Source organism: Streptomyces sp. NPDC005648 (assembly GCF_040605395.1).
Lineage (GTDB): Bacteria > Actinomycetota > Actinomycetes > Streptomycetales > Streptomycetaceae > Streptomyces.
The window spans coordinates 62239-83220 of the sequence record NZ_JBEXCS010000032.1 but is presented as its reverse complement, the minus strand read 5'-3'; the positions used below and the strand labels follow the sequence as shown (position 1 = coordinate 83220).

Here is a 20982-nt window from a genome sequence, read left to right as displayed (position 1 = left end):
CCGCACAGGGATGGCCGGACCGGGTCCAGGGGACCGACGGCGAGGACGCCGGTCCGGCCATCCGCACACTCCCGGCGCCGTACGACGATGACGCGAACCGCATGACCACCCCCAGGACCTTCCGTGTCACCCGCCTGCCGCCGGCCCACTCGCAGAGCCGACACACGCACAACGGACGGACTGTCACGCAGAGTTCCCGACGAACACGGAGAGTTTCCGAGGAACGTGGAGAGCTACCGAATGTTGCGCGTCAGCATGTCCTGGATGGCTCAGGCAGGCATCACTCGGGCATCGGGCACCCAGTCCGGCAGCAACTCCGTGCGCGCCGACCACTCCCCCGGCGGCGACCCCGCCTTCCCTGCGGCGAGGACACCGCCCACGATGGCGCAGGTGGTGTCCACGTCACCGCCGACCTGTGCGGTCGTCCAGAACGCCCGCTCGTAGTCGCCGAGGGCCCGCGCGGCAGACCACAGGGCGAAGGGGACGGTGTCATGGGCCGACGTACGCCGTCCGCAGCCCAGCACGGCCGCGACGGTGCCCGCGTCGGCGTAGTCGAGTATGTCCCTGGCCCGGCGCAGACCCTCGCCGACGGCGCTCTTCGGCACGAGGGCGACGACTCCGTCGAGGAGCGCCTCCGGGCTCGGCGGACCGTCGGGAGCGGCGACCAGGGCGGCGGCCGCCGCGACGGCCATGGCGCCGACGACGGCTTCACGGTGCTGGTGCGTGGGGTAGGCGGAGATCTCCGCCTGATGGGTCGCCTGCTCGGGGTCGTCCGCGTACCAGGCGCCCAGTGGGGCGATGCGCATGGCCGCGCCGTTGCCCCAGGACCCCTGGCCGTTGAAGAGTTCGGCGGCCAGCTCACGCCAGTCCCCGCCCTCCCGGACGAGCCTCAGCAGACGGTTGACGGCGGGACCGTAGCCGCGGTCGAAGTCGTGGTGGTGGGCGAAGGAGAGCGCCAGGGCGTCCTGGTCGACGCGGTCGTGCGCGGCCAGGACGGCGACCACGGAGCAGGCCATCTCGGTGTCGTCGGTCCACTGCCAGAGGCCGGGTGGCAGCTCGCGACGCCCCAGCAGCGGATAGTTCGCCGGCACGAAGAACTGCGAGCCCAGCGCGTCCCCCACCGCCAGTCCGCGCAGGCTGGCCAGGGCGCGGTCCAGGCGCCCGCGGGAGGAGGGGTCAAGGGTCATCGCTCTGCCGCTCTATCCGGTGATCCCGTACGGCTCAGGGTCCCGCCAGCGCTCGAAAGGCCGGTCGAGCTGGTACTTGCCGTCGTCCCCGAGAACGAGCATCCGCATCTCCGCGTTCCCGGGATTCGACAGCGACTCGAATTCGGCGACCGTCCAGTGGAACCAGCGCATGCAGAACAGCCGCATGGCTAGGCCATGGGTCACCAGCAGCACGTTGGACGGGTGGTCCGGGGCCTCGAAGCTGCGGTAGAGGCTCTCCAGGAAGCCGCCGACCCGGTCGTAGACGTCGGCGCCGGACTCGCCCTGGGCGAAGCGGTAGAAGAAGTGGCCGTACGCGTCCCGATAGGCCTTCTGGAGGCGTACGTCGTCGCGGTCCTGCCAGTTCCCCCAGTCCTGCTCGCGCAGCCGGGGCTCCTCGCGCACGCGTATGAGGTCGGGGTCGAGGTGGAAGGCCCGCAGGGTCTCGTGGGTGCGACGGTACGGGGAGACGTACACGCTGATCCGCTCTCGCCCGAACACCTCGCGCAGGCGTTTGCCGGTCTCCTCGGCCTGCTGCCAGCCGCGCTCGGTGAGCGCGAGGGCGTGGTCGGGTTCACGCTCGTAGACGGTGTCATCAACATTGCCCGTTGACTCCCCGTGGCGGACAAGGACGATGCGCCGTGGTCGTGCCATGTCCAAAACCCTAGATCGTATGACGGCCGATCGAGCACTCGTACGGCTTCCATACGGTGTACATCACACAGTTCCCGCACCACAGGCCACATGGGGGCGCACGGTCAACGCGTCCGTTCTCAGACGATCCAGGTCGGCTCGAGCTCGACGATGTCGCCCGAGAGGGCCGCGACGTCCGCCTCGATCTGGGCCCGGAGGGCGAGCCGCTCCACCCGCTCGGTGCGGTACTTGCCGTGCTCGGCCGCGGACCGCCACATCGACAGCACCAGGAACTCGTGTCCGGGCGCCTCGCCGAACAACCCCCTGATCATCCCCGGGGAGCCGGCCATGGCGGGGTTCCAGACCTTCTCCTGCATCAGGGTGAAGTGCTCGGCGCGCTCCTCGTGAACCCGGCACAGGGCGACCCGCACCAGGTCGGCGTCCGTGAAACGCGGTTCGAAGCCGGTCTTCACGTCGAACCGGTAGTCGAACAGCTTGACCTGGGCATCCTTGAAAGTGCCGGACTGCGACGCGGCCAGCCGGTCGTGGGAACGGGCCATGAAGGAGTCGTAGAACGAACGGCTCTCCCAGAAGGAGAAGATGTGCGCCACCCCCGGTCGCCCACGGCTCCAGCCGCCGCCCTGTCCCCGAAACCCCGGCTCCCCCAGAAGCCCCGCCCACTTTCGCTGCCCCCGCTCGAAACCGCGGCGGTCCACCACGGTGCAGCGAATCCACTTGACCAGCACCGCGCCATCGTAAGGCCACGGAGCGTGGCGCCGGTCACGCTCCGGCGGACAGCTCCGGCGCACACCTCCACGCGCGCGTGGCAGGATGGACAACAGGCCCAGTCCGTCGAGCAGTTCGGGCCGGACAGGGGTATACGGGGAGACGGGGAAGGGGAGGTCCGTTGACCGGCATCAACAAGGGGATCCGCAAGGTCGAGGTCGCGATCAAGTGGGACCCCAGTCCGACGGGACAGGCGGCCACCGATCTGGACATCGTTGCCGCCACCTATCCGGCGGGCGCCGCGTACGGCGATCCCGCCTATGTGGTGCACTTCGACAGCCGTTCGCCGGACGGCACGATCTACCTCAACAGGGACAGCAAGGACGGCAAGGGCTTCGGCTGGGACGAGGTCATGACGCTGGAGCTGGAGCGGCTCAGCGAGCGGTACACGCGCGTGGTGGTCGGCGTCGTCATCCAGCAGCGCACCGCGCCCCGGACCTTCGTCGGCGTACTCAACCCGGGACTGCGCATCCGGGAGGGGTACACCGTCCTGGCCGAGGACGACTTCGGAGACGTCCTCGGAGCCACGGCGGCCACGGTCGGGGAGTTCATCCGCGACGAGTCCGGCGAGTGGACGTTCCGTCCCGGGATCCACGGCTTCGAGGACGACCCGGAGACGTTCACCCGGGACATGGGCCGGGCACACCAGCCCTGACATCGGGTCAGCCGACGGTCCATCCCGGGACCGTCGGCAGCACCTTCTCGGCGACGCGGAACAGGGCCGCGTCGTCGGGCGTCGCGAAGTCCTGGCGCCAGATGGAGACTTCGTAGTAGCCACCACCGTCCTTGGCGTCCCGGGCGACCAGCAGGCAGCGCGCGATGCCGCCAGGGCCGGTCTTGGCCTTGCCGCCGCCGAGGTTGAAGCTCAGGGCTATGGTCCGGTCCGAGTAGAGGACCGCCGGATGCCCGAGCATTGTCTTCTTCTCCGCGCCGGTGCCCAGCAGGCCGGCCATGTCGGCCACGCCGATGTCGTCGCCGGACGCCGAGAGCCTCACGGAGTACGTCTTGAGGTCGACGTCCGCCTCGGGGGTGGTGCTCTTCGTGCCGTCGGCGGAGGTGAGTGTGCTCTCGTTGCCGTCGGCGGTCTCCGCGTACTCGGACGGTGTGCCGAGCAGCACGGGCAGGTCGGGGCGGTTGAGCGCCGTACAGAGCTGGGCGCCCGAGACCGGTTTCGACGGCTTGGTGTCGTGCGCGGTCGTGCAGGCCGCAGGCCCGCGGTCGGCGGACGCCTTCGAGTCCAGGTCCAGTGCCCACAGGAGCCCTGCCAGGCCCCCGACGACCACGATCGCCGCGATCACCTGAGCTGCCACATTCATGGACTTCTCGGGCTCACCCGTCGCCTTCACGGGCTTCTCGGGCTCATCCGTCGCACTTCTGGAGTCGGCGAAATCGTCGACCATGTCCCCCACGTTCCCCACGTTCCCCACCCTGACGTTCGCGCCGGTCGTGCGCGGGGGGAGCCTAGCCTGTGATCGTCCTGTGAAGGAACAAGTTTTCGCATCGGGGTGAAAAGCCGAGGGCGGCGGAGCCAGGAATCGCTCCGCCGCCCTCAACAGCTATTCACCATGCCACTGGTTCAGCTGCAGCCGCTGGTCGAGCCGCAGCCCTCGCAGATGTAGCAGGAACCCGCTCGCTGCATCTTCGTACCGCAGGAGAAGCACAGCGGGGCGTCGGCCTGGATGCCCAGCTGCATCTCCACCAGCTCGGCGCTGGTGTGGGCCTGCTTCGGGGCGGGCTTGGCCGCCTCGACCTCGGCACGCGGCGTGACCACGGCCTTCAGCTCCTGGGCGCGCGGCGCCGACTGGGCCAGGCCCTCTACGTCGACCTCGTCCTCGGAGGGCTCGTACGAGCCGGTCTCCAGGTGACGCTGACGCTCGTCCGCGGAGTGGATACCGAGTGCGGAACGCGTCTCGAAGGGCAGGAAGTCCAGCGCCAGGCGACGGAAGATGTAGTCGACGATCGACTGCGCCATCCGCACGTCCGGGTCGTCCGTCATACCGGCAGGCTCGAAGCGCATGTTGGTGAACTTCGAGACGTACGTCTCCAGCGGGACGCCGTACTGGAGGCCGACGGAGACCGCGATGGAGAAGGCGTCCATCATGCCGGCGAGGGTGGAGCCCTGCTTGGACATCTTCAGGAAGACCTCGCCCAGGCCGTCGTCCGGGTAGGAGTTGGCGGTCATGTAGCCCTCGGCGCCGCCGACCGTGAAGGACGTCGTGATGCCGGGACGGCCCTTCGGGAGGCGCTTGCGGACCGGGCGGTACTCGATGACCTTCTCGACCGTCTCGCGGATGGTCGCCTCGGCCTTCTCGGTGACCTCGACCTTCTCCTTCTCCTTGGTCTTGGCGGAGAGCGGCTGGCCGACCTTGCAGTTGTCGCGGTAGATGGCGAGCGCCTTGACGCCCAGCTTCCAGGCCTCGAAGTAGATCTCCTCGACCTCCTCGACGGTCGCCGTCTCCGGCATGTTGACCGTCTTGGAGATGGCACCGGAGATCCACGGCTGGATCGCGGCCATCATGCGGACGTGGCCCATCGGGGAGATGGCGCGCTCGCCCATGGCGCAGTCGAAGACCTCGTAGTGCTCGTGCTTGAGGCTGGGAGCATCGATCACATTGCCGTGGTCGGCGATGTGGGCGACGATCGCCTCGATTTGCTCCTCCTGGTAGCCCAGGCGGCGCAGGGCCTGCGGGACCGTGCCGTTGACGATCTGCATCGAGCCGCCGCCGACCAGCTTCTTGAACTTCACCAGCGCCAGGTCGGGCTCGACACCGGTGGTGTCGCAGGACATCGCCAGACCGATGGTGCCGGTGGGGGCGAGCACGGACGCCTGGGAGTTACGGAAACCGTTCTTCTCGCCGAGACGCACCACGTCCTGCCAGGCCTCGGTGGCGGCGGCCCACACCGGGGTGTCCAGGTCGTCCATGCGGACGGCCACGGTGTTGGCGTCGGCGTGCTGCTTCATGACGCGGTTGTGGGCACTCGCGTTGCGCGCGTAGCCGTCGTACGGGCCGACGACCGCGGCGAGTTCGGCGGAACGCTTGTACGCCGTGCCCGTCATCAGGGAGGTGATGGCACCGGCGAGGGCGCGGCCACCGTTGGAGTCGTAGGCGTGGCCGGTCGCCATCAGCAGGGCGCCGAGGTTGGCGTAGCCGATGCCGAGCTGGCGGAACGCGCGCGTGTTGTCGCCGATCTTCTGGGTCGGGAAGTCCGCGAAGCAGATCGAGATGTCCATCGCGGTGATGACCAGCTCGACGACCTTGGCGAAGCGCTCGACCTCGAAGGACTGGGTGCCCTTGCCGTCGTCCTTGAGGAACTTCATCAGGTTCAGCGAGGCGAGGTTGCAGGACGTGTTGTCCAGGTGCATGTACTCGCTGCAGGGGTTCGAGCCGTTGATACGGCCGGACTCCGGGCAGGTGTGCCAGCGATTGATGACATTGTCGTACTGGATACCCGGGTCAGCGCAGGCCCAGGCGGCCTCGGCCATCTTGCGGAACAGGGCCTTGGCGTCGACCTCCTCGATGACCTCACCGGTCATCCGCGCGCGCAGGCCGAACTTGCCGCCCTCCTCGACCGCCTTCATGAACTCGTCGTTCACGCGCACCGAGTTGTTGGCGTTCTGGTACTGGACGGAGGTGATGTCATCGCCGCCCAGGTCCATGTCGAAGCCCGCGTCGCGCAGGGCGCGGATCTTCTCCTCCTCCTTGACCTTGGTCTCGATGAAGCCGTCGATGTCGGGGTGGTCGACGTCCAGGATGACCATCTTGGCGGCGCGGCGGGTGGCGCCACCGGACTTGATGGTTCCGGCGGAGGCGTCGGCACCACGCATGAAGGAGACCGGTCCGGAGGCGTTACCACCGGAGGACAGCAGCTCCTTGGAGGAGCGGATGCGGGACAGGTTCAGGCCGGCGCCGGAGCCGCCCTTGAAGATCATGCCCTCTTCCTTGTACCAGTCGAGGATCGACTCCATGGAGTCGTCGACGGACAGGATGAAACAGGCGGAGACCTGCTGGGGTTGCGGGGTGCCGACGTTGAACCAGACAGGGCTGTTGAAGCTGAAGACCTGGTGCAGGAGGGCGTACGCGAGCTCGTGCTCGAAGACCTCGGCGTCGGCGGGCGAGGCGAAGTACTTGTAGTCCTCACCGGCCTTCCGATACGTCTTCACGATGCGGTCGATGAGCTGCCTCAGGCTCACCTCGCGCTGCGGGGTGCCCACGGCACCGCGGAAGTACTTGCTGGTGACGATGTTGACCGCGTTCACCGACCAGAAGTCGGGGAACTCGACGCCGCGCTGCTCGAAGTTGACCGAGCCGTCGCGCCAGTTGGTCATGACGACGTCACGGCGCTCCCAGGCCACCTCGTCGTACGGGTGCACGCCGGGGGTGGTGTGGATGCGCTCGATGGGCAGGCCCTTGTTCGCAGCCGCCTTGGTGCCCTTGGCGCGGGAACTCCGTGCCGGACCGCTCGCCGTCTCTGTCATGCCGCCTCCCTGTACGGGCTAAAACGCCCTGAAGTGCCACGATGTTCCCGAGGCACGGTGTTCTGTCTGATGTCGCGGGCACCCACTGGCTGTCCCGCAACAGGTCTTCGATGGCCGCCGAACCGGCCGGACCCGGGGTCTCCGCCCCGTTTCCGGCCCGCCGATCAGTCGGCGGCGTGGGCGGGCTCGGGGACCTGGACGGTCCCTCCTCCTGGCCCGCCGTCGTCTTCCTGGCTCCCCGCGACAGCGTCTCCACGGTCCTCGTCGTCCGTGGCCGTGCGTCGGGTCTCGTTCCTGAGTTCCGTGATGGCCGCCTCGAAGTCCTCGAGCGAGTCGAAGGCCCGGTAGACGGAGGCGAATCGCAGATAGGCGACGAGGTCGAGCTCCTGCAACGGGCCGAGTATGGCCAGGCCCACGTCATGGGTGGTCAACTCGGCGCTCCCGGTGGCCCGCACCGCCTCCTCGACCCGCTGGCCGAGCTGGGCGAGTGCGTCCTCGGTGACAGGTCGTCCCTGGCATGCCTTGCGCACGCCGTTGATGACCTTCGTACGGCTGAAAGGCTCGGTGACTCCGGACCGCTTGACCACCATGAGCGAGCACGTCTCCACGGTCGTGAAACGACGGGAGCAGTCAGGGCACTGGCGGCGCCTGCGGATCGACGTGCCGTCGTCGGTCGTACGACTGTCGACGACGCGGCTGTCGGGGTGCCTGCAGAAGGGGCAGTGCATGAACTCCAACCCTCCTCACAGCAGCATCAATAGCCTCGCTGGGCCTCATGGGCCCCTCGAAGCAGCCCCAAGCATAGGCGATGACCAGGGGTCCGGAGACCCGGGGGACCACAACTTCTGGGCTGCTGCTGCAATCCAAGCACCACATGTAGGGGTTAGCCCATAGAGACACGCCGAACGCGTACGTGCCACGCGTATTGGCATGTGCCACGCGACCGAGAAGGCGCACGGAACGCGCACGCACACAGGCGTACCGTTACGGCACATACGGAGATACCGTGAGCGCCACAAGGAGAGGGCGTGCGACTCCCGCACGGATGGGGGCCGGTTCCCGGTCGACGGGACGCCGGATGGCAGACTGGGCCGACAACCCACGAAGCCACCACCCCGGCGGTGAAGAGTACAGCAATGAACCCCTTTGTCCGCCAGGCAGCGCGTTAGCCATACACCCAGACACATGATCAAGTACGGCGATCCGCGTTTTTTCACTCGAACGTGTGTTTGGCGCAACCTTTCGAAAGCAACTACCGTTGTCCAGCAGGGAGACCATCGAGAGGGGCCGACGTGACCACCACCGCAGACAGTGCCACCATCACTGCCCAGGACCGCTCCCAGGGCCGACTCGAGCCGGTGCATGCGATGAACGAAGCCGTGAATCCCGAGGGACACAAGCGGTCCCTGCCGGGCCGACCTCCAGGCATCCGGGCGGACAGCTCCGGACTCACCGACCGGCAGCGGCGGGTGATCGAGGTCATCCGGGACTCCGTGCAGCGGCGCGGCTACCCGCCGTCCATGCGGGAGATCGGGCAGGCCGTCGGCCTCTCCAGCACCTCCTCGGTCGCACATCAGCTGATGGCACTGGAGCGCAAGGGCTTCCTGCGCCGCGACCCGCACCGCCCACGCGCGTACGAGGTGCGCGGCTCCGACCAGGGTGCCTCCGTACAGCCCACCGACACCGCGGGCAAGCCCGCCGCGTCGTACGTCCCGCTGGTCGGGCGCATCGCCGCCGGTGGTCCGATCCTCGCCGAGGAGTCGGTCGAGGACGTCTTCCCCCTCCCCCGCCAACTGGTCGGTGACGGCGAGCTCTTCGTCCTGAAGGTCGTCGGTGACTCGATGATCGAGGCCGCGATCTGCGACGGCGACTGGGTCACGGTCCGCCGCCAGCCCGTCGCCGAGAACGGCGACATCGTCGCCGCGATGCTCGACGGCGAGGCGACCGTCAAGCGCTTCAAGCGCGAGGACGGCCATGTGTGGCTCCTCCCGCACAACTCCGCCTACGAGCCGATCCCCGGCGACGACGCGACCATCCTCGGCAAGGTGGTGGCGGTGCTGCGGCGCGTGTGACGGCCGAGGCGGGCGGTTCCTCGTGGGTACCGCCCTCTGACCGGGCCCCGGGACCCCTGCGCCGGTTCCGGGGCCCTGTGCTGTCCCGGGCCCCGTCCACAGGTGGTCCGGGATCGGGGGTTGGCCTGTCGCAGTCCCGCGACAGGCCAACCCCCGATCATTCGGCCTCTGCCTCCGCCGCTTCCGCGGCCTTCACCGCTGCCCCCGCTTCCACGGCCTTCGCCGCCGCGTCGATCGCCGCAAGCGACTTCCGGACCTGGTTGCGGTCCGTGGTGTACCAGAAGTCCGGCAATGACGCCTTCAGATAGCTGCCGTACCGCGCGGTGGCCAGCCGCTGATCCAGTACGGCGACCACACCGCGGTCCCCCGTGGCCCGTACGAGGCGGCCGGCCCCCTGGGCCATGAGCAGCGCGGCGTGCGTGGCGGCGACCGCCATGAAGCCATTGCCTCCCGCGTCCTCCACCGCCTTCTGGCGGGCGCTCATCAAGGGGTCGTCCGGACGCGGGAACGGGATCTTGTCCATGACCACCAGCTGGCAACTGGGGCCGGGCACGTCCACGCCCTGCCAGAGCGACAGCGTGCCGAAGAGGCAGGTCTTCGGGTCCGCCGCGAAGTTCTTGATCAGCTCGCCGAGGGTCTCCTCGCCCTGGAGGAGGATCGGGAACTCAGGGATCCGGGTGCGCAGTTCCTCCGCGGCGAGTTGGGCGCCCCGCATGGACGAGAAGAGGCCGAGAGTGCGCCCGCCGGCCGCCTGGATCAGCTCCGTCAGCTCGTCCAGCATGTCCGCACGGTCGCCGTCGCGCGCGGGGCGCGAGAGGTGCTTGGCGACATACAGGATGCCCTGCCTGGGGTAGTCGAAGGGCGAGCCGACGTCCACCCCCTTCCACTGCGGGAGGTCCTCGCCCTCGGTGCCCTCCGGAGCCAGTCCCAGGGAGGCGCCTACGCCGTTGAAGTCCCCGCCCAGCTTCAGTGTCGCGGAGGTCAGGACGACCGAGCGGTCGGCGAAGAGCTTCTCGCGCAACAGGCCGGAGACCGACATGGGAGCGACGCGCAGAGAGGCTCCGAAGCGGTCATGCCGCTCGTACCAGACGACGTCCCACTCGGAGCCGTTGGTGATGCGCTCCGCGACATCGTGCACCGATTCCACGGAGGCGAGCGCCTGCTTGCGGACCGCGTCCTCGTCCTGGACCGACTTGTCGCGGGTCGCGCCGATCGCGGAAATGACCGTACGGCAGGCGTCGCGCAGCGCCATGAGCGCGTAGCCGAGATCCTCCGGGATCTCCTCCAGGCGGCCCGGCAGGGCCAGCTCCATCAACCGTTCGAAGCCCTCGGCGGCGGTCTGGAGCTGGTCGGCGGCCTTCTCGTTGACCAGTTTGGCGGCGCGGCGCACCGCCCGGTTGACCTGGCCCGGTGTGAGCTCGCCGGTGGCGACGCCGGTGACCCGGGAGACCAGCTCATGGGCCTCGTCGACGATGAGGACCTCGTGCTGCGGGAGGACCGGGGCACCCTCGATGGAGTCGATCGCGAGCAGCGCGTGATTGGTGACGACGACCTCGGAGAGCTTGGCTCGCTCACGGGCCATCTCGGCGAAGCACTCCGCTCCGTACGCGCACTTGGTCGCGCCAAGGCACTCGCGGGACGATACGGACACCTGCGCCCACGCGCGGTCGGAGACGCCGGGAGTGAGATCGTCACGGTCGCCGGACTCGGTCTCGTCCGCCCAGTCGCGCATGCGCAGCAGGTCCTGGCCCAGCTTGCTGGTGGGCGCGGCCGCCTCGAACTGGTCGAAGAGACCCTCCTCCTCGTCCTGCGGTACGCCCTCGTGCAGCCGATGCAGGCACAGGTAGTTCGACCGGCCCTTGAGCATCGCGAACTCGGGTCGGCGTCGCAGCAGGGGGTGCAGGGCGTCGACCGTGCGTGGCAGGTCACGCTCGACCAGCTGGCGCTGCAGGGCCAGGGTGGCCGTCGCCACCACGACACGCTCCCCGTGCGCGAGCGCGGGCACGAGATAGCCCAGCGACTTTCCGGTACCGGTGCCGGCCTGGACCAGCAGATGGGAAGCGTCGTCGATCGCCTCCGCGACGGCTTCGGCCATGGTCACCTGGCCGGGGCGCTCCGTACCACCGACGGCAGTGACGGCAGCATGCAGGAGTTCGGGGAGTGAGGGCTTCGTCATAGCGCGACCACCCTACGGCCCGGCACTGACAAACGGGTGATCAAGGCGAGGGGCAGGGGGCCGGGGAGGGGGGCAGGTGAGCAGGCGAGGAGGCAGGTCAAGACTGTCTGGCCATCGTTTGAGGTGCGGATGAGATCGAGTGCGATCGAATGGGATCGATCGGGACCGGATGCGGCGGAAGGTCGTGCGAGATCGGCTCCGGGCCGGTGCGAATCGACTTGAATCGGCTTGAATCGACTCGGCTCGAAATCGACCTTGGTCGAACCCGGGGTCGGTCTCGGTGGGACCGTCGGTGTCGACGAGACTTGGGGTCGGTGTCGACGGGACCTGAAGTCGGTCTCAATAGGCCCCGAAGTGGATCTTGATGGTAGACGAAATCGGGCTCGGTGGACCTCGACATCGATCGCGCGGCAAGACTCGAAATCGACGCGGCGGAAAGGGGAACCGCGTCGGCGCGAGCGGTGTACCAAAAGTGATGATGCCGCGACACGGCGTCACAGCAGATCGCGTAGGGACCGGTCTCGGACCATGAGGGCAGCCCGCTTGGCAGGCAGGTCGACCTCGGCGGAGAACCGGAAGCCGGCGCTCAGGAAGGCAGCGACGGAAGGGGTATTTCGAATGTCGGGTTCCGCGAGTACTCGTGCACAGGACGGACGCCTGTCGAGGGCGAGGTCGGAGACCGCTCTGAGCAGAGCACTGCCCAGCCCTCGCCCACGATCGGCCACAGCGCCGATAAGGAGGTGGATTCCGGTGTCATGAGGCCGGGCGGGATAGTGGCGGGCCAATGGGTCGAGGTCCGCCCGATAGATCTCCCAGTAGCTCATCGGCGTGCCCTCCAGCACGCCGATACACGGAACGCTGCGCCCGTCGCCCAAGAGCTGGGTCCGCAGATGCTCCTCGGTCACGCTCGCGGGACCGGCCAGCTCCCAGAACTCTGCGACGGCAGGGTCGTTCATCCAGCGGCTGATCAGCGTCAGGTCCCGTTCGATGTGCGCGGGGACAAGCCGGAAGACGCCGACGGGAGTGGCTGCGGGGCCCCAGTCGGCGATGTGGTCGAGGAGGGTGGGATCGGCCGTGCCGGAGGGGGCGGACGAAAGAGCACCATTGGCATGGCGCGTCGGTGGGCCGGACTCGGCGTGTGGAGGTGCGTCGGTGGGGGCTGCCTGCGCGGACGCATGGGCAGAGGTGCCTTGGTCGGCTGCGTGGCCGGTGGTGTCCTGCGCGGACGCTTGGCTCAGGGTGCCTTCCGTGGGCGCATGGCTGGGGGTGCCCCGTGTGGGCGCAAGGCCGAGGGTGCGTTGATCGGGTGCCGCATGGTCGGCAAGGGCCTGGGCCGGTGCATCGCTGGGAGGGGGCCACGCGGAGTCCTTACCTTCGTCGGTCTGCTCCGCGAGGAACGCGAGCAGTTCGTCGGGAAGGCGCAGGTCCAGCGTGTCCTCGCTGTCCGTGCTCGCGCCGGTGCTGCTCTCGGCCGGGCAGTGATCGGTGTCGGCTGCGCCGGCGGCTCTGGTCTCGGAGCCGGGGGCGGCGGCTGCGTGGGCGCTGGCGTCGGTGGAAGGCACGGCGACGCTCCTCTCTCAGAAGACGGGGTGGGGCATGTTCCTCGGGGATGAAGGGAGTTGGTGCTCGGGACGGGAGGACGAGTGGCTCTGTGTCGGGAGCGGGTCTGCGTCGGAGGCCGGGTTTGTGGCGGGTAACGCCTCTGTGGCGGGAACGGGGTCCGTGTCGGGAGCCGGGTTTGTGGCGGGAGCGGGGTCTGAGGCTGGGGCTGGGCTTGGTCGTGAGCCTGGTGCGGTAGTCGGGGCGGTCAGGAAGGTTGAAGCCATCAGGGAGGCCAAGGCAGTCAGGAATGGAGGGGGTTGGCGATGGTGACGTAGACGGACTGGGTGTCGACCGGGCCGATGAGTTCGTCGAGACCGTGCAGCCGGGTCAGCAGGTTTGCCTTGCAACGCAGGACGGGTGAGTCGAGCAGGCGGGCGGGAAGTGAGGTGTGCAGCCGAGCGGGACCGGAGGTGACGTCGCTGAGGAAACGGCGGAAGGCGGCAAGCAGCAGTCGTTCGTCGGCGAGCCGCTGCGAGCCGAAGGCGCCGATCAGGCCGAAGACGTTGTTGATCGCGAGGTAGTAGGCGAAACGCTCGTCGGTGACCGCGTCGGACACGAAGGTGTCGCTGTGCTCGCCGATGCCGGGGAGACTGGCGTCCAGTTCCGCACGGTGGGATTCGCGGAAGTAGTAGCCCTGGTTGTCGCGGTATCGGCCGCCGGACGGCCAACCTTCGGGGTCCAGCAGGAGCAGCGTGTTCTGCTGGTGGGCCTCCAAGGCGATGCCCGCCTCCGAGTCCAGCCACAGCACGGGACGCACGACCTGTTCGAGGTAGCGCAGAAACCACTCGACGGCGACGGCCGCGCGGGGACGGCCCGTTCGGCTTGCCAGGCTGGTGATCACCAGGTCCAACCGGGAGCGGAGCGGCGGGAGGTCAGCGTGGGAGCGGTGGGCTGATCCGGCGCACGCGTCCGGGTGGGGTTGCGGGCGGGTTTGAGGGCGGGGCGAGACGAGGCCGGCGACGCAGGACACGTCGTCCGATTCCCTGAACGGGTTGTGCCGGATCATCACGTCGAGCCCCGGTACGGGGGTGCCGTCCGGTGCGTCGACGGCGAGCCAGGCCGGGTCGCGGACGATGTCGAAGTTCGGGTGCATGGCCCGCCACTGCCGGGAGAGACCGCTGCGCAGCAGGCGGTGGACCTCGACGCCTCGGTGGAGCTCCTTGCGGAGGTTCTCGCGACGGGAGTTGGTGATCGTCAGGCCCAGGGAGAGTTTGAGCATGGCGGGGGCGCCAGTCCGGTGGACGGTGCGTACAGAGGAGGTGGGGTGCCACGGAGAGCCGTGGGTGCCGAGGTCCAGGAGGAGCCCGGCGTTGAAGAGGGCGTCGACATCGGGGCGATGGCGGACCTCACGGAACTGCCAGGGGTGGAGGGGGAGGGTCGCGTAGCCGTCGGGCAGCGGCAGTTCGCCTTCAGAGCCGGCTGTGGCTTTGCCTGCGGCCCTGGCGAGTCGGGCAGTGAGGTGAGGTGCGGAGACGGGGCGCCCGCGTTCCGTCCAGGCGGAGTCTGCGGCAAGGACGGAGGGGGCGACAGCCAGCCAGTGCAAGGGGAAGGAGCCGCGCAACTCCGGTGAATAGAGGCACGCTTCGGCCTCGGAGAGGCCTTCACGGCTCTTCGGCGTCGGGTGCATCGGGTGCCCGAGGACAAGCGCCTGTTCGGCCGCGAGAAAGAGGTCGGGGGCATCGGAAGGGTGACGCCGACGCTCACGGATGAAGGTCGAGGTGCGACGGAGGGAGTCAGCGACGCGGACGACCAGATCAGGGCCGGGTGCTGGGACTGCCGGGGGTGTGTGCGCGGTGCCCACTGTTTCGCGGGTGAGTAGAGCGGCGATGGTGAGCGCATCGGCCTGCGGGGAGTGTTCGGGGGTGTCGGCGAGGCGGGGAAGGCCGAACCGGTGCCAGCCGGTCGGGGACCAGTAGCGGACCGGGGCGAGCAGTGCCGTGCCGCTGGCGGGCAGCGGGATGCGGAGCGTGCCGTCTTGGGAGGCCGGTACCCCGGTTTCGCGGACCCAGCAACGCAGGAGGTTCTCGACGGCGGCGGCCTCGGCAACGGTGTGCGGATCAGGGTGTTCCAGAAGGTCGGTGGTGGGTTGGCCGGGGCCGGCGGCGTGAGGGTGGCCTGGCTCAACAGCCCTGTGATGGCCTGGCTCGGCAGTCCTGTGATGGCCTGGCTCTGCACCTGCCTGGTGGCGAGGCTCGGCAGCCGTCTGGTGAGCCGGGCGGAACGCGGTGACGGGGGTCGGGTCAGTGGTTGCGGGACCGCTTCGCTGCTCGGGGACCCTCTCCTGCCCCAGGTCGGCGGTGCCTGTGCTCTGCTGGTGGGGCGGTTCCGTGGTGTTCGGCGCGATGGAGAGCTGAGCCCTGCTGGGCTCGCCGGAGAGGCTCTGGTCGACCGAGTGCATGCCTGGGTCCGATGCAGGAGTGTTGTTCAACGTGGTGGTCCTCGCGGGGTTGCTCTGATCGCAGCTCGTGGTTCGTGCTTCGTGAAGTGACGGACCGGAGCGTCGGCTTACTGGGTCGGCCGGACGGGACGCACCCATGTGGAGGTGTCAACTGTCCAATCCAGCCTGCGCGGTTGGCGGACGACTGGCCTTCGGCGGCGCTGAGCGCGGGCTATCGCCTCCACGGCGTCAACCAGTCCGTCGAGTACGGCGGCTCCCCGGGCGTGCACAGGAACGATCGGAAGGGCACGGGCGTAGGTGCGTGCCGCCGTCTCATGTGCCGACTGACGACGCAGGATTCCGGCATGCGCGGGCCGCCGGGCAACCGGCACCGTGCCGACGGGCCGGTCCTCGCCGGCCCGACTCCCGTCGGCGCAGCTTCCGTCGGCTCCGTAGGTCACACGGCCCCCGACCGCTCCCTCGGACGCGCTCCTCCCCCATCCAGACCCGGCCACGGCTCCCAGTCCTCCCGCCCACACAGGCACAGAGGACCGCTCACGGACAGCAGGCCCCCCACCGCTACCAACCCGTCATGGCCAGCGGGGTTACGGGTAGCCCCAAGATCCTTACCGTCACACCACAGCCCCACCGACCCACCGACCCACCGACCCACCGACCCACCGACCCACCGACCCACCGACCCACCGAATGAGCGCACCTCCGAACTACCGACCCACTGACCCACCTCGCCCCGCAGAACCCCACCCCAGCCGTTCGGCACAAAATCTCCGCCACCGCCACCGCCACCGCCACCGCCACCACCGCCACCCGCCCATCCGCCCCACATCGCCCCCGCCAATCCCCAGAACAAGGCTCAGTCACATCCCTCTCTCCCGGCGGAACCCGCTGATCAGACCGCCCGTAGCGAAACCGTTGCCGTCCCGTCGGCGCGCACTCACAGGCAGCGCATAAGGTGTGTTGCCGTTCCTTGGAAGGCCCAGTTAGTTCCGCTCAGGGGGAGTTCAGATCATGCGATCCACACGACCGTCGTTCCGCAGTCGGCGAGACAGGGGTGGGCATCGCAGAACCTCCCCCGTGCTGGCCGCCGTTGCCCTCGTCTCGGTGATGGCGGTGACCGCCACCGCCTGCAACTCCGGTGACGACAAGGCGGGCGGCCAGGCCTCCGCCTCCGCGACCGACACCGGGAGCAGTGGCGACGGCAAGATCAAGATTCCGGACGACATCCGGCAGAAGCTCAAAGAGCACGGGATCGACATCGACAAGTGGAAGCACGGCGCCTGGAAGAACTGGAACAAGGACGACTGGCTGCGCGAGGCCGACGAGTTCATCAACCCGATCATCAAGGGCCTGTGGGACGCGGACCGAATGCGCCGTGCCAACGACCCGGACAAGAGCGTCGACAAGAACGACCTCTCGGGTGACCAGGGCGTGACCGACCCGGAGCCCGCGGCGGTGGACGCGAAGGCTGTGGCGCCTACGTACCACGCCAACGCGGCGACGGCCGGCAAGGTGTTCTTCGACTCCCCCCAGGGCACGATGGTCTGCTCGGCGACCGTCGTGGAGGACCCGGCCCACCCGGGCAAGTCCAATCTGATCTGGACGGCGGGGCACTGTGTGCACGCCGGCAAGAACGGCGGCTGGTACCGCAACATCGCCTTCGTGCCGTCGTACAACAACTCGGGCAAGCCGGCCCGTCAGGTGCAGAACGCCGGCCGGGACGTGGTCGCTCCCTACGGTGTCTGGTGGGCGGACTGGGTGAAGACCTCCCAGCAGTGGATCGAGCAGGGCGACGAGACGGGCGGGGCGGGTGCCTCGTACGACTATGCGGTCCTTCATGTGACACCGGAGAAGGGCGGTAACGGCAAGTCGCTGGAGGAGACGGTCGGTTCGGCACTGCCCGTCAACTTCAACGCCCCGGCCGTACCGAAGGTTTCCAGCATCACCGCGACCGGCTATCCGGCCGCCGCGCCGTTCGACGGCCAGTTGCTGTACCGGTGCACGGACAAGCCGGGACGGCTGTCGCTCAACGCCTCGGACCCGACGATGTACCGCATCGGCTGCACCATGACCGGTGGCTCCTCCGGTGGCGGTTGGGTGGAGACGGGCTCGGACGGCAGGCCCGCGCTGGTGTCCAACACCTCGATCGGCCCGGTGACTTCGGGCTGGCTGGCCGGTCCTCGGCTGGGGAGCGTGGCCAAGGGCGTGTACGAAGCGGTGAGCAAGAAGTTCGCCGGTCGCTGACCGAACGGCAGCCACGAGCGAACCACAGTGACCGATGAGGTGACACCAGTGTCACGGCACGCGAAGGCCCGCCCCCCATCAGCAGGGGGGCGGGCCTTCGTACGAGCGGTTGCGCGGTGGAGCCGGGGGTCAGACCGTCGGAACGGGCACGTACGGTGCCAGGTCCGCCGCCAGTTCCTCGTGGACGCGGACCTTCAGCAGGGTGCCCTCCGGGGTGTGCTCCTCGGAGATCACCTCGCCCTCGTCGTGCGCACGGGCGACCAGCTTGCCGTGGGTGTACGGCACGAGCGCCTCGATCTCGACGGACGGCCGCGGCAACTCGTTGTCGATGAGCGCGAGCAGCTCCTGGATGCCCCGGCCGGTACGGGCCGAGACCGCGATCGAACGCTTCTCGATCCGCATCAGCCGCTGCAGTGTCAGCGGGTCGGCCGCGTCCGCCTTGTTGATCACGACGATCTCGGGTACGCCGGTGGCGCCGACGTCCCTGATCACCTCGCGTACGGCGGCCAGCTGCTCCTCCGGGTTCGGGTGCGAGCCGTCCACCACGTGCAGGATCAGGTCGGACTCGCCGACCTCCTCCATGGTGGAGCGGAACGCCTCGACCAGGTGGTGCGGCAGGTGCCGTACAAAACCGACCGTGTCGGCCAGCGTGTACAGGCGGCCGCTCGGGGTCTCCGCCCTGCGGACGGTCGGGTCCAGGGTCGCGAACAGGGCGTTCTCGACCAGGACACCGGCGCCGGTCAGGCGGTTGAGCAGGGAGGACTTGCCCGCGTTGGTGTAGCCCGCGATGGCGACGGACGGCACCCTGTTGCGCTTGCGCTCCTGGCGCTTGATCTCACGGCCGGTCTTCATCTCCGCGATCTCACGGCGCATCTTCGCCATCTTCTCGCGGATCCGACGACGGTCCGTCTCGATCTTGGTCTCACCCGGACCACGGGTGGCGAGGCCGCCGCCCTTGCCGCCGCCCATCTGTCGGGACAGCGATTGACCCCAGCCTCGGAGCCTCGGCAGCATGTACTGCATCTGCGCGAGCGCGACCTGCGCCTTGCCCTCTCGGGACTTGGCGTGCTGGGCGAAGATGTCGAGGATCAGGGCCGTACGGTCGATGACCTTGACCTTGACCACGTCTTCGAGGTGGATGAGCTGGCCCGGGCTGAGCTCACCGTCGCAGATCACGGTGTCGGCGCCGCTGTCCAGGACGATGTCCCGGAGCTCGGTGGCCTTGCCGGAGCCGATGTAGGTGGCCGCGTCGGGCTTGTCGCGGCGCTGGATCACACCGTCGAGCACGAGCGCGCCGGCGGTCTCCGCGAGGGCGGCGAGCTCCGCGAGGGAGTTCTCCGCGTCCTGTACGGTCCCCGAGGTCCAGACGCCGACGAGGACGACCCGCTCCAGACGGAGCTGGCGGTACTCGACCTCGGTGACGTCCTCGAGCTCGGTGGAGAGGCCGGCCACACGGCGCAGGGCCGCGCGCTCGGAGCGGTCGAACTGCTCGCCGTCCCGCTCTCCGTCGATCTCGTGGCTCCAGGCGACGTCCTCTTCCATCAGGGCATCGGCCCGGAGACCTTCGGCGTATGTGTGCGCGAAACGCTGCGTGTCCTGGGAAGGGGATGAAGAGGAGGTCATTGGGTCCTTACGTCGTTGGGGATGCCGGATCGGCGACCGTCACTGACTGCAACGCACGAGCACCCCGGAAGATTCCCGTGTCCCGTGCCGCGCCGACCCGAAGATGGTCGCACGGCACGGGATGTCTCGTCACCGTCTTATTTGCCCGGTCAGCACCGTCTTATTTGCCCGGTGGGCACCGTGTTGATTGCCGCTGGGCACCGTCTTATCTGGTCCTGGAGCCCGGCGCCGCCTTGGTGGCCTGGGCCTGCTTCCAGTCCGGGTGGCCGGGCATCGGCGGGGTCTTCTCGCCGTAGAGCCAGGCCTTGAAGAAGGCGCTGAGGTCGCGTCCGGAGATCTCGGAGGCGAGGTGCTCGAAGTCGGCGGTGGTGGCCGTGCCGTCGCGGTGTGTGGTCACCCAGGCGCGCTCCAGGTGCTCGAAGTAGTCGCGGCCGATCTCCTGGCGCAGCGCGTAGAGGGCGAGGGCGGCGCCGTCGTAGACGTTCGGGCGGAAGATGCTGATCTTCTGGCCGGGCGCGGGAGGCTTGGGGGCGGCGGGCGGTCCGCCGGCGGCGCGCCAGCGGTCGGAGACGGCGTACGCGGCCTTCATGCGCGCCTCCATGGGGCGGTGCGCCCTCTCCTCCGCGTACAGGGCCTCGTACCAGGTGGCGTGCCCCTCGTTGAGCCACAGATCGGACCACGCGCGCGGGCTGACGCTGTCACCGAACCACTGGTGGGAGAGCTCGTGCACCATGATCGACTCGATGTACCACGCGGGGTAGCCGGGCTCGGTGAAGAGGTCCTTCTCGAAGAGGGACAGTGTCTGGGTCTCCAGCTCGAAGCCGGTGGTCGCCTCGGCCATGAGTACGCCGTACGTCTCGAAGGGGTACGGGCCGACCTTGCTCTCCATCCAGGCGATCTGCTCGGGTGTCCTGGCCAGCCAGGGTTCCAGCTGCTTGACGTCCTTGGTGGGCACGACATCGCGTACGGGCAGGCCGTGCGGGCCCTCGCGGCGCAGCACGGTGGAGCGGCCGATGGAGACCTGGGCGAGCTCGGTGGCCATGGGGTGCCGGGTGCGGTAGGTCCAGGTCGTCGACGTTCCGACGCGGTCGACGCCGGTCGGCAGGCCGTTGGCCACGACGGTGTAGCCGTTGGGTGCCGTGACCCTGATGGTGAACATCGCCTTGTCGGAGGGGTGGTCGTTGCACGGGAACACCAGGTGCGCGGCGTCCGCCTGATTGGCCATGGCGAGGCCGTCCGCGGTGCGGACCCAGCCACCGTCCTCGTCGCCGGGGGCCGCCGGGTCGCTGGTGTGGCGGACGGTGATCCGGGTCCAGCTGCCCTCCTGGAGCGGTTCCTGGGGGGTGACGACGAGATCCTCTCCGGCACTGGCGAAGGTCGCGGGTTCGCCGTCGACCTCGACCGACTCGACCGTGCCGTGCGCGAAGTCGAGGTTGATCCGGTCCAGGTCCTCGGTCGTCCAGGCGTCGATCGTGGTGACCGCCTGAAGCGGCTTGCTGTTGGTCCCGGGATAGGTGAAGGAGAGGTCGTACGACGCCACGTCGTATCCGGGGTTGCCGAGGTACGGGAAGAGGCGGTCGCCGACGCCCAGGGGGGCCGGCGGGGCGCTCGCGGCGAGGAGGCAGACGGAGACGGCGGAGGCGAGGAGCGCGGTCGCCTTCAGACGGCGGGCTCCGACGCGGGGGGTGAGCGGCATGCCCCACCGCTACCAGCGCACGCGCGCGTGGCGACGACGACGCGCGACCGGCCCACCCGAAGGGGTGGATCAC

At 68.9% G+C, this 20982-nt stretch carries 14 protein-coding genes; 3 read left to right on the top strand and 11 right to left on the bottom strand.

Annotated elements, in window-relative coordinates; translation table 11 throughout:
* Positions 1 to 269: 269 nt before the first annotated feature.
* The 3 genes from ABZT17_RS20155 to ABZT17_RS20145 all read right to left on the bottom strand — a co-directional run bounded on the left by ABZT17_RS20155 (position 270) and on the right by ABZT17_RS20145 (position 2584).
* Positions 270 to 1187, bottom strand: coding sequence for an ADP-ribosylglycohydrolase family protein (locus tag ABZT17_RS20155; RefSeq protein WP_356350690.1), 918 nt, complete (start codon positions 1185 to 1187; stop codon positions 270 to 272).
* A gap of 12 nt (positions 1188 to 1199) precedes the next feature.
* A complete protein-coding gene (locus ABZT17_RS20150) occupies positions 1200 to 1859 on the bottom strand; it encodes a histidine phosphatase family protein (protein WP_356350689.1) in 660 nt (219 codons plus the stop codon).
* Positions 1860 to 1978: 119 nt separating this feature from the next.
* The gene (locus tag ABZT17_RS20145; protein ID WP_356350688.1) at positions 1979 to 2584 is read right to left on the bottom strand and encodes a YdbC family protein; all 606 of its coding nucleotides are present in this window, start codon (positions 2582 to 2584) and stop codon (positions 1979 to 1981) included.
* Between the two features lie 77 nt (positions 2585 to 2661).
* Between ABZT17_RS20145 and ABZT17_RS20140 the strand changes: the two genes are divergently transcribed.
* Complete coding sequence (locus tag ABZT17_RS20140) at positions 2662 to 3279, top strand: TerD family protein (protein WP_356350686.1); 618 nt, start codon at positions 2662 to 2664, stop codon at positions 3277 to 3279.
* 7 nt (positions 3280 to 3286) lie between these two features.
* Here ABZT17_RS20140 and ABZT17_RS20135 read toward each other — a convergent pair whose 3' ends face one another.
* The 3 genes from ABZT17_RS20135 to nrdR all read right to left on the bottom strand — a co-directional run bounded on the left by ABZT17_RS20135 (position 3287) and on the right by nrdR (position 7829).
* Positions 3287 to 4024, bottom strand: a complete 738-nt coding sequence (locus ABZT17_RS20135; RefSeq protein WP_356350685.1) for a DUF6215 domain-containing protein — start codon at positions 4022 to 4024, stop codon at positions 3287 to 3289.
* A 176-nt stretch (positions 4025 to 4200) separates the two neighbouring features.
* Positions 4201 to 7101 (bottom strand): vitamin B12-dependent ribonucleotide reductase, encoded by a 2901-nt coding sequence (locus tag ABZT17_RS20130; protein ID WP_356350683.1) that lies wholly within the window; start codon positions 7099 to 7101, stop codon positions 4201 to 4203.
* Between the two features lie 164 nt (positions 7102 to 7265).
* A complete protein-coding gene (nrdR, locus tag ABZT17_RS20125; RefSeq protein WP_356350682.1) occupies positions 7266 to 7829 on the bottom strand; it encodes a transcriptional regulator NrdR in 564 nt (187 codons plus the stop codon).
* Between the two features lie 564 nt (positions 7830 to 8393).
* Between nrdR and lexA the strand changes: the two genes are divergently transcribed.
* Positions 8394 to 9173: a transcriptional repressor LexA gene (lexA, locus tag ABZT17_RS20120; protein WP_352382363.1), complete on the top strand. Its 780-nt coding sequence runs from the start codon at positions 8394 to 8396 to the stop codon at positions 9171 to 9173.
* A 157-nt stretch (positions 9174 to 9330) separates the two neighbouring features.
* Here lexA and ABZT17_RS20115 read toward each other — a convergent pair whose 3' ends face one another.
* The 3 genes from ABZT17_RS20115 to ABZT17_RS20105 all read right to left on the bottom strand — a co-directional run bounded on the left by ABZT17_RS20115 (position 9331) and on the right by ABZT17_RS20105 (position 15022).
* The gene (locus ABZT17_RS20115) at positions 9331 to 11349 is read right to left on the bottom strand and encodes an ATP-dependent DNA helicase (RefSeq protein ID WP_356350681.1); all 2019 of its coding nucleotides are present in this window, start codon (positions 11347 to 11349) and stop codon (positions 9331 to 9333) included.
* A 494-nt stretch (positions 11350 to 11843) separates the two neighbouring features.
* Positions 11844 to 12587, bottom strand: a complete 744-nt coding sequence (locus ABZT17_RS20110) for a GNAT family N-acetyltransferase (RefSeq protein WP_356350709.1) — start codon at positions 12585 to 12587, stop codon at positions 11844 to 11846.
* Positions 12588 to 13192: 605 nt separating this feature from the next.
* Positions 13193 to 15022 carry an IucA/IucC family protein gene (locus ABZT17_RS20105; RefSeq protein WP_356350708.1) on the bottom strand — a complete coding sequence of 610 codons (1830 nt, stop codon included), beginning with the start codon at positions 15020 to 15022 and terminating at the stop codon, positions 13193 to 13195.
* Between the two features lie 1335 nt (positions 15023 to 16357).
* Between ABZT17_RS20105 and ABZT17_RS20100 the strand changes: the two genes are divergently transcribed.
* A complete protein-coding gene (locus tag ABZT17_RS20100; protein ID WP_356350679.1) occupies positions 16358 to 17590 on the top strand; it encodes a hypothetical protein in 1233 nt (410 codons plus the stop codon).
* 129 nt (positions 17591 to 17719) lie between these two features.
* Here ABZT17_RS20100 and hflX read toward each other — a convergent pair whose 3' ends face one another.
* Together hflX and ABZT17_RS20090 are read right to left on the bottom strand one after the other, a co-directional pair.
* The gene (gene hflX, locus ABZT17_RS20095) at positions 17720 to 19213 is read right to left on the bottom strand and encodes a GTPase HflX (protein WP_356350678.1); all 1494 of its coding nucleotides are present in this window, start codon (positions 19211 to 19213) and stop codon (positions 17720 to 17722) included.
* Between the two features lie 205 nt (positions 19214 to 19418).
* A complete protein-coding gene (locus tag ABZT17_RS20090; protein WP_356350677.1) occupies positions 19419 to 20909 on the bottom strand; it encodes a M1 family metallopeptidase in 1491 nt (496 codons plus the stop codon).
* Positions 20910 to 20982 lie beyond the last annotated feature (73 nt).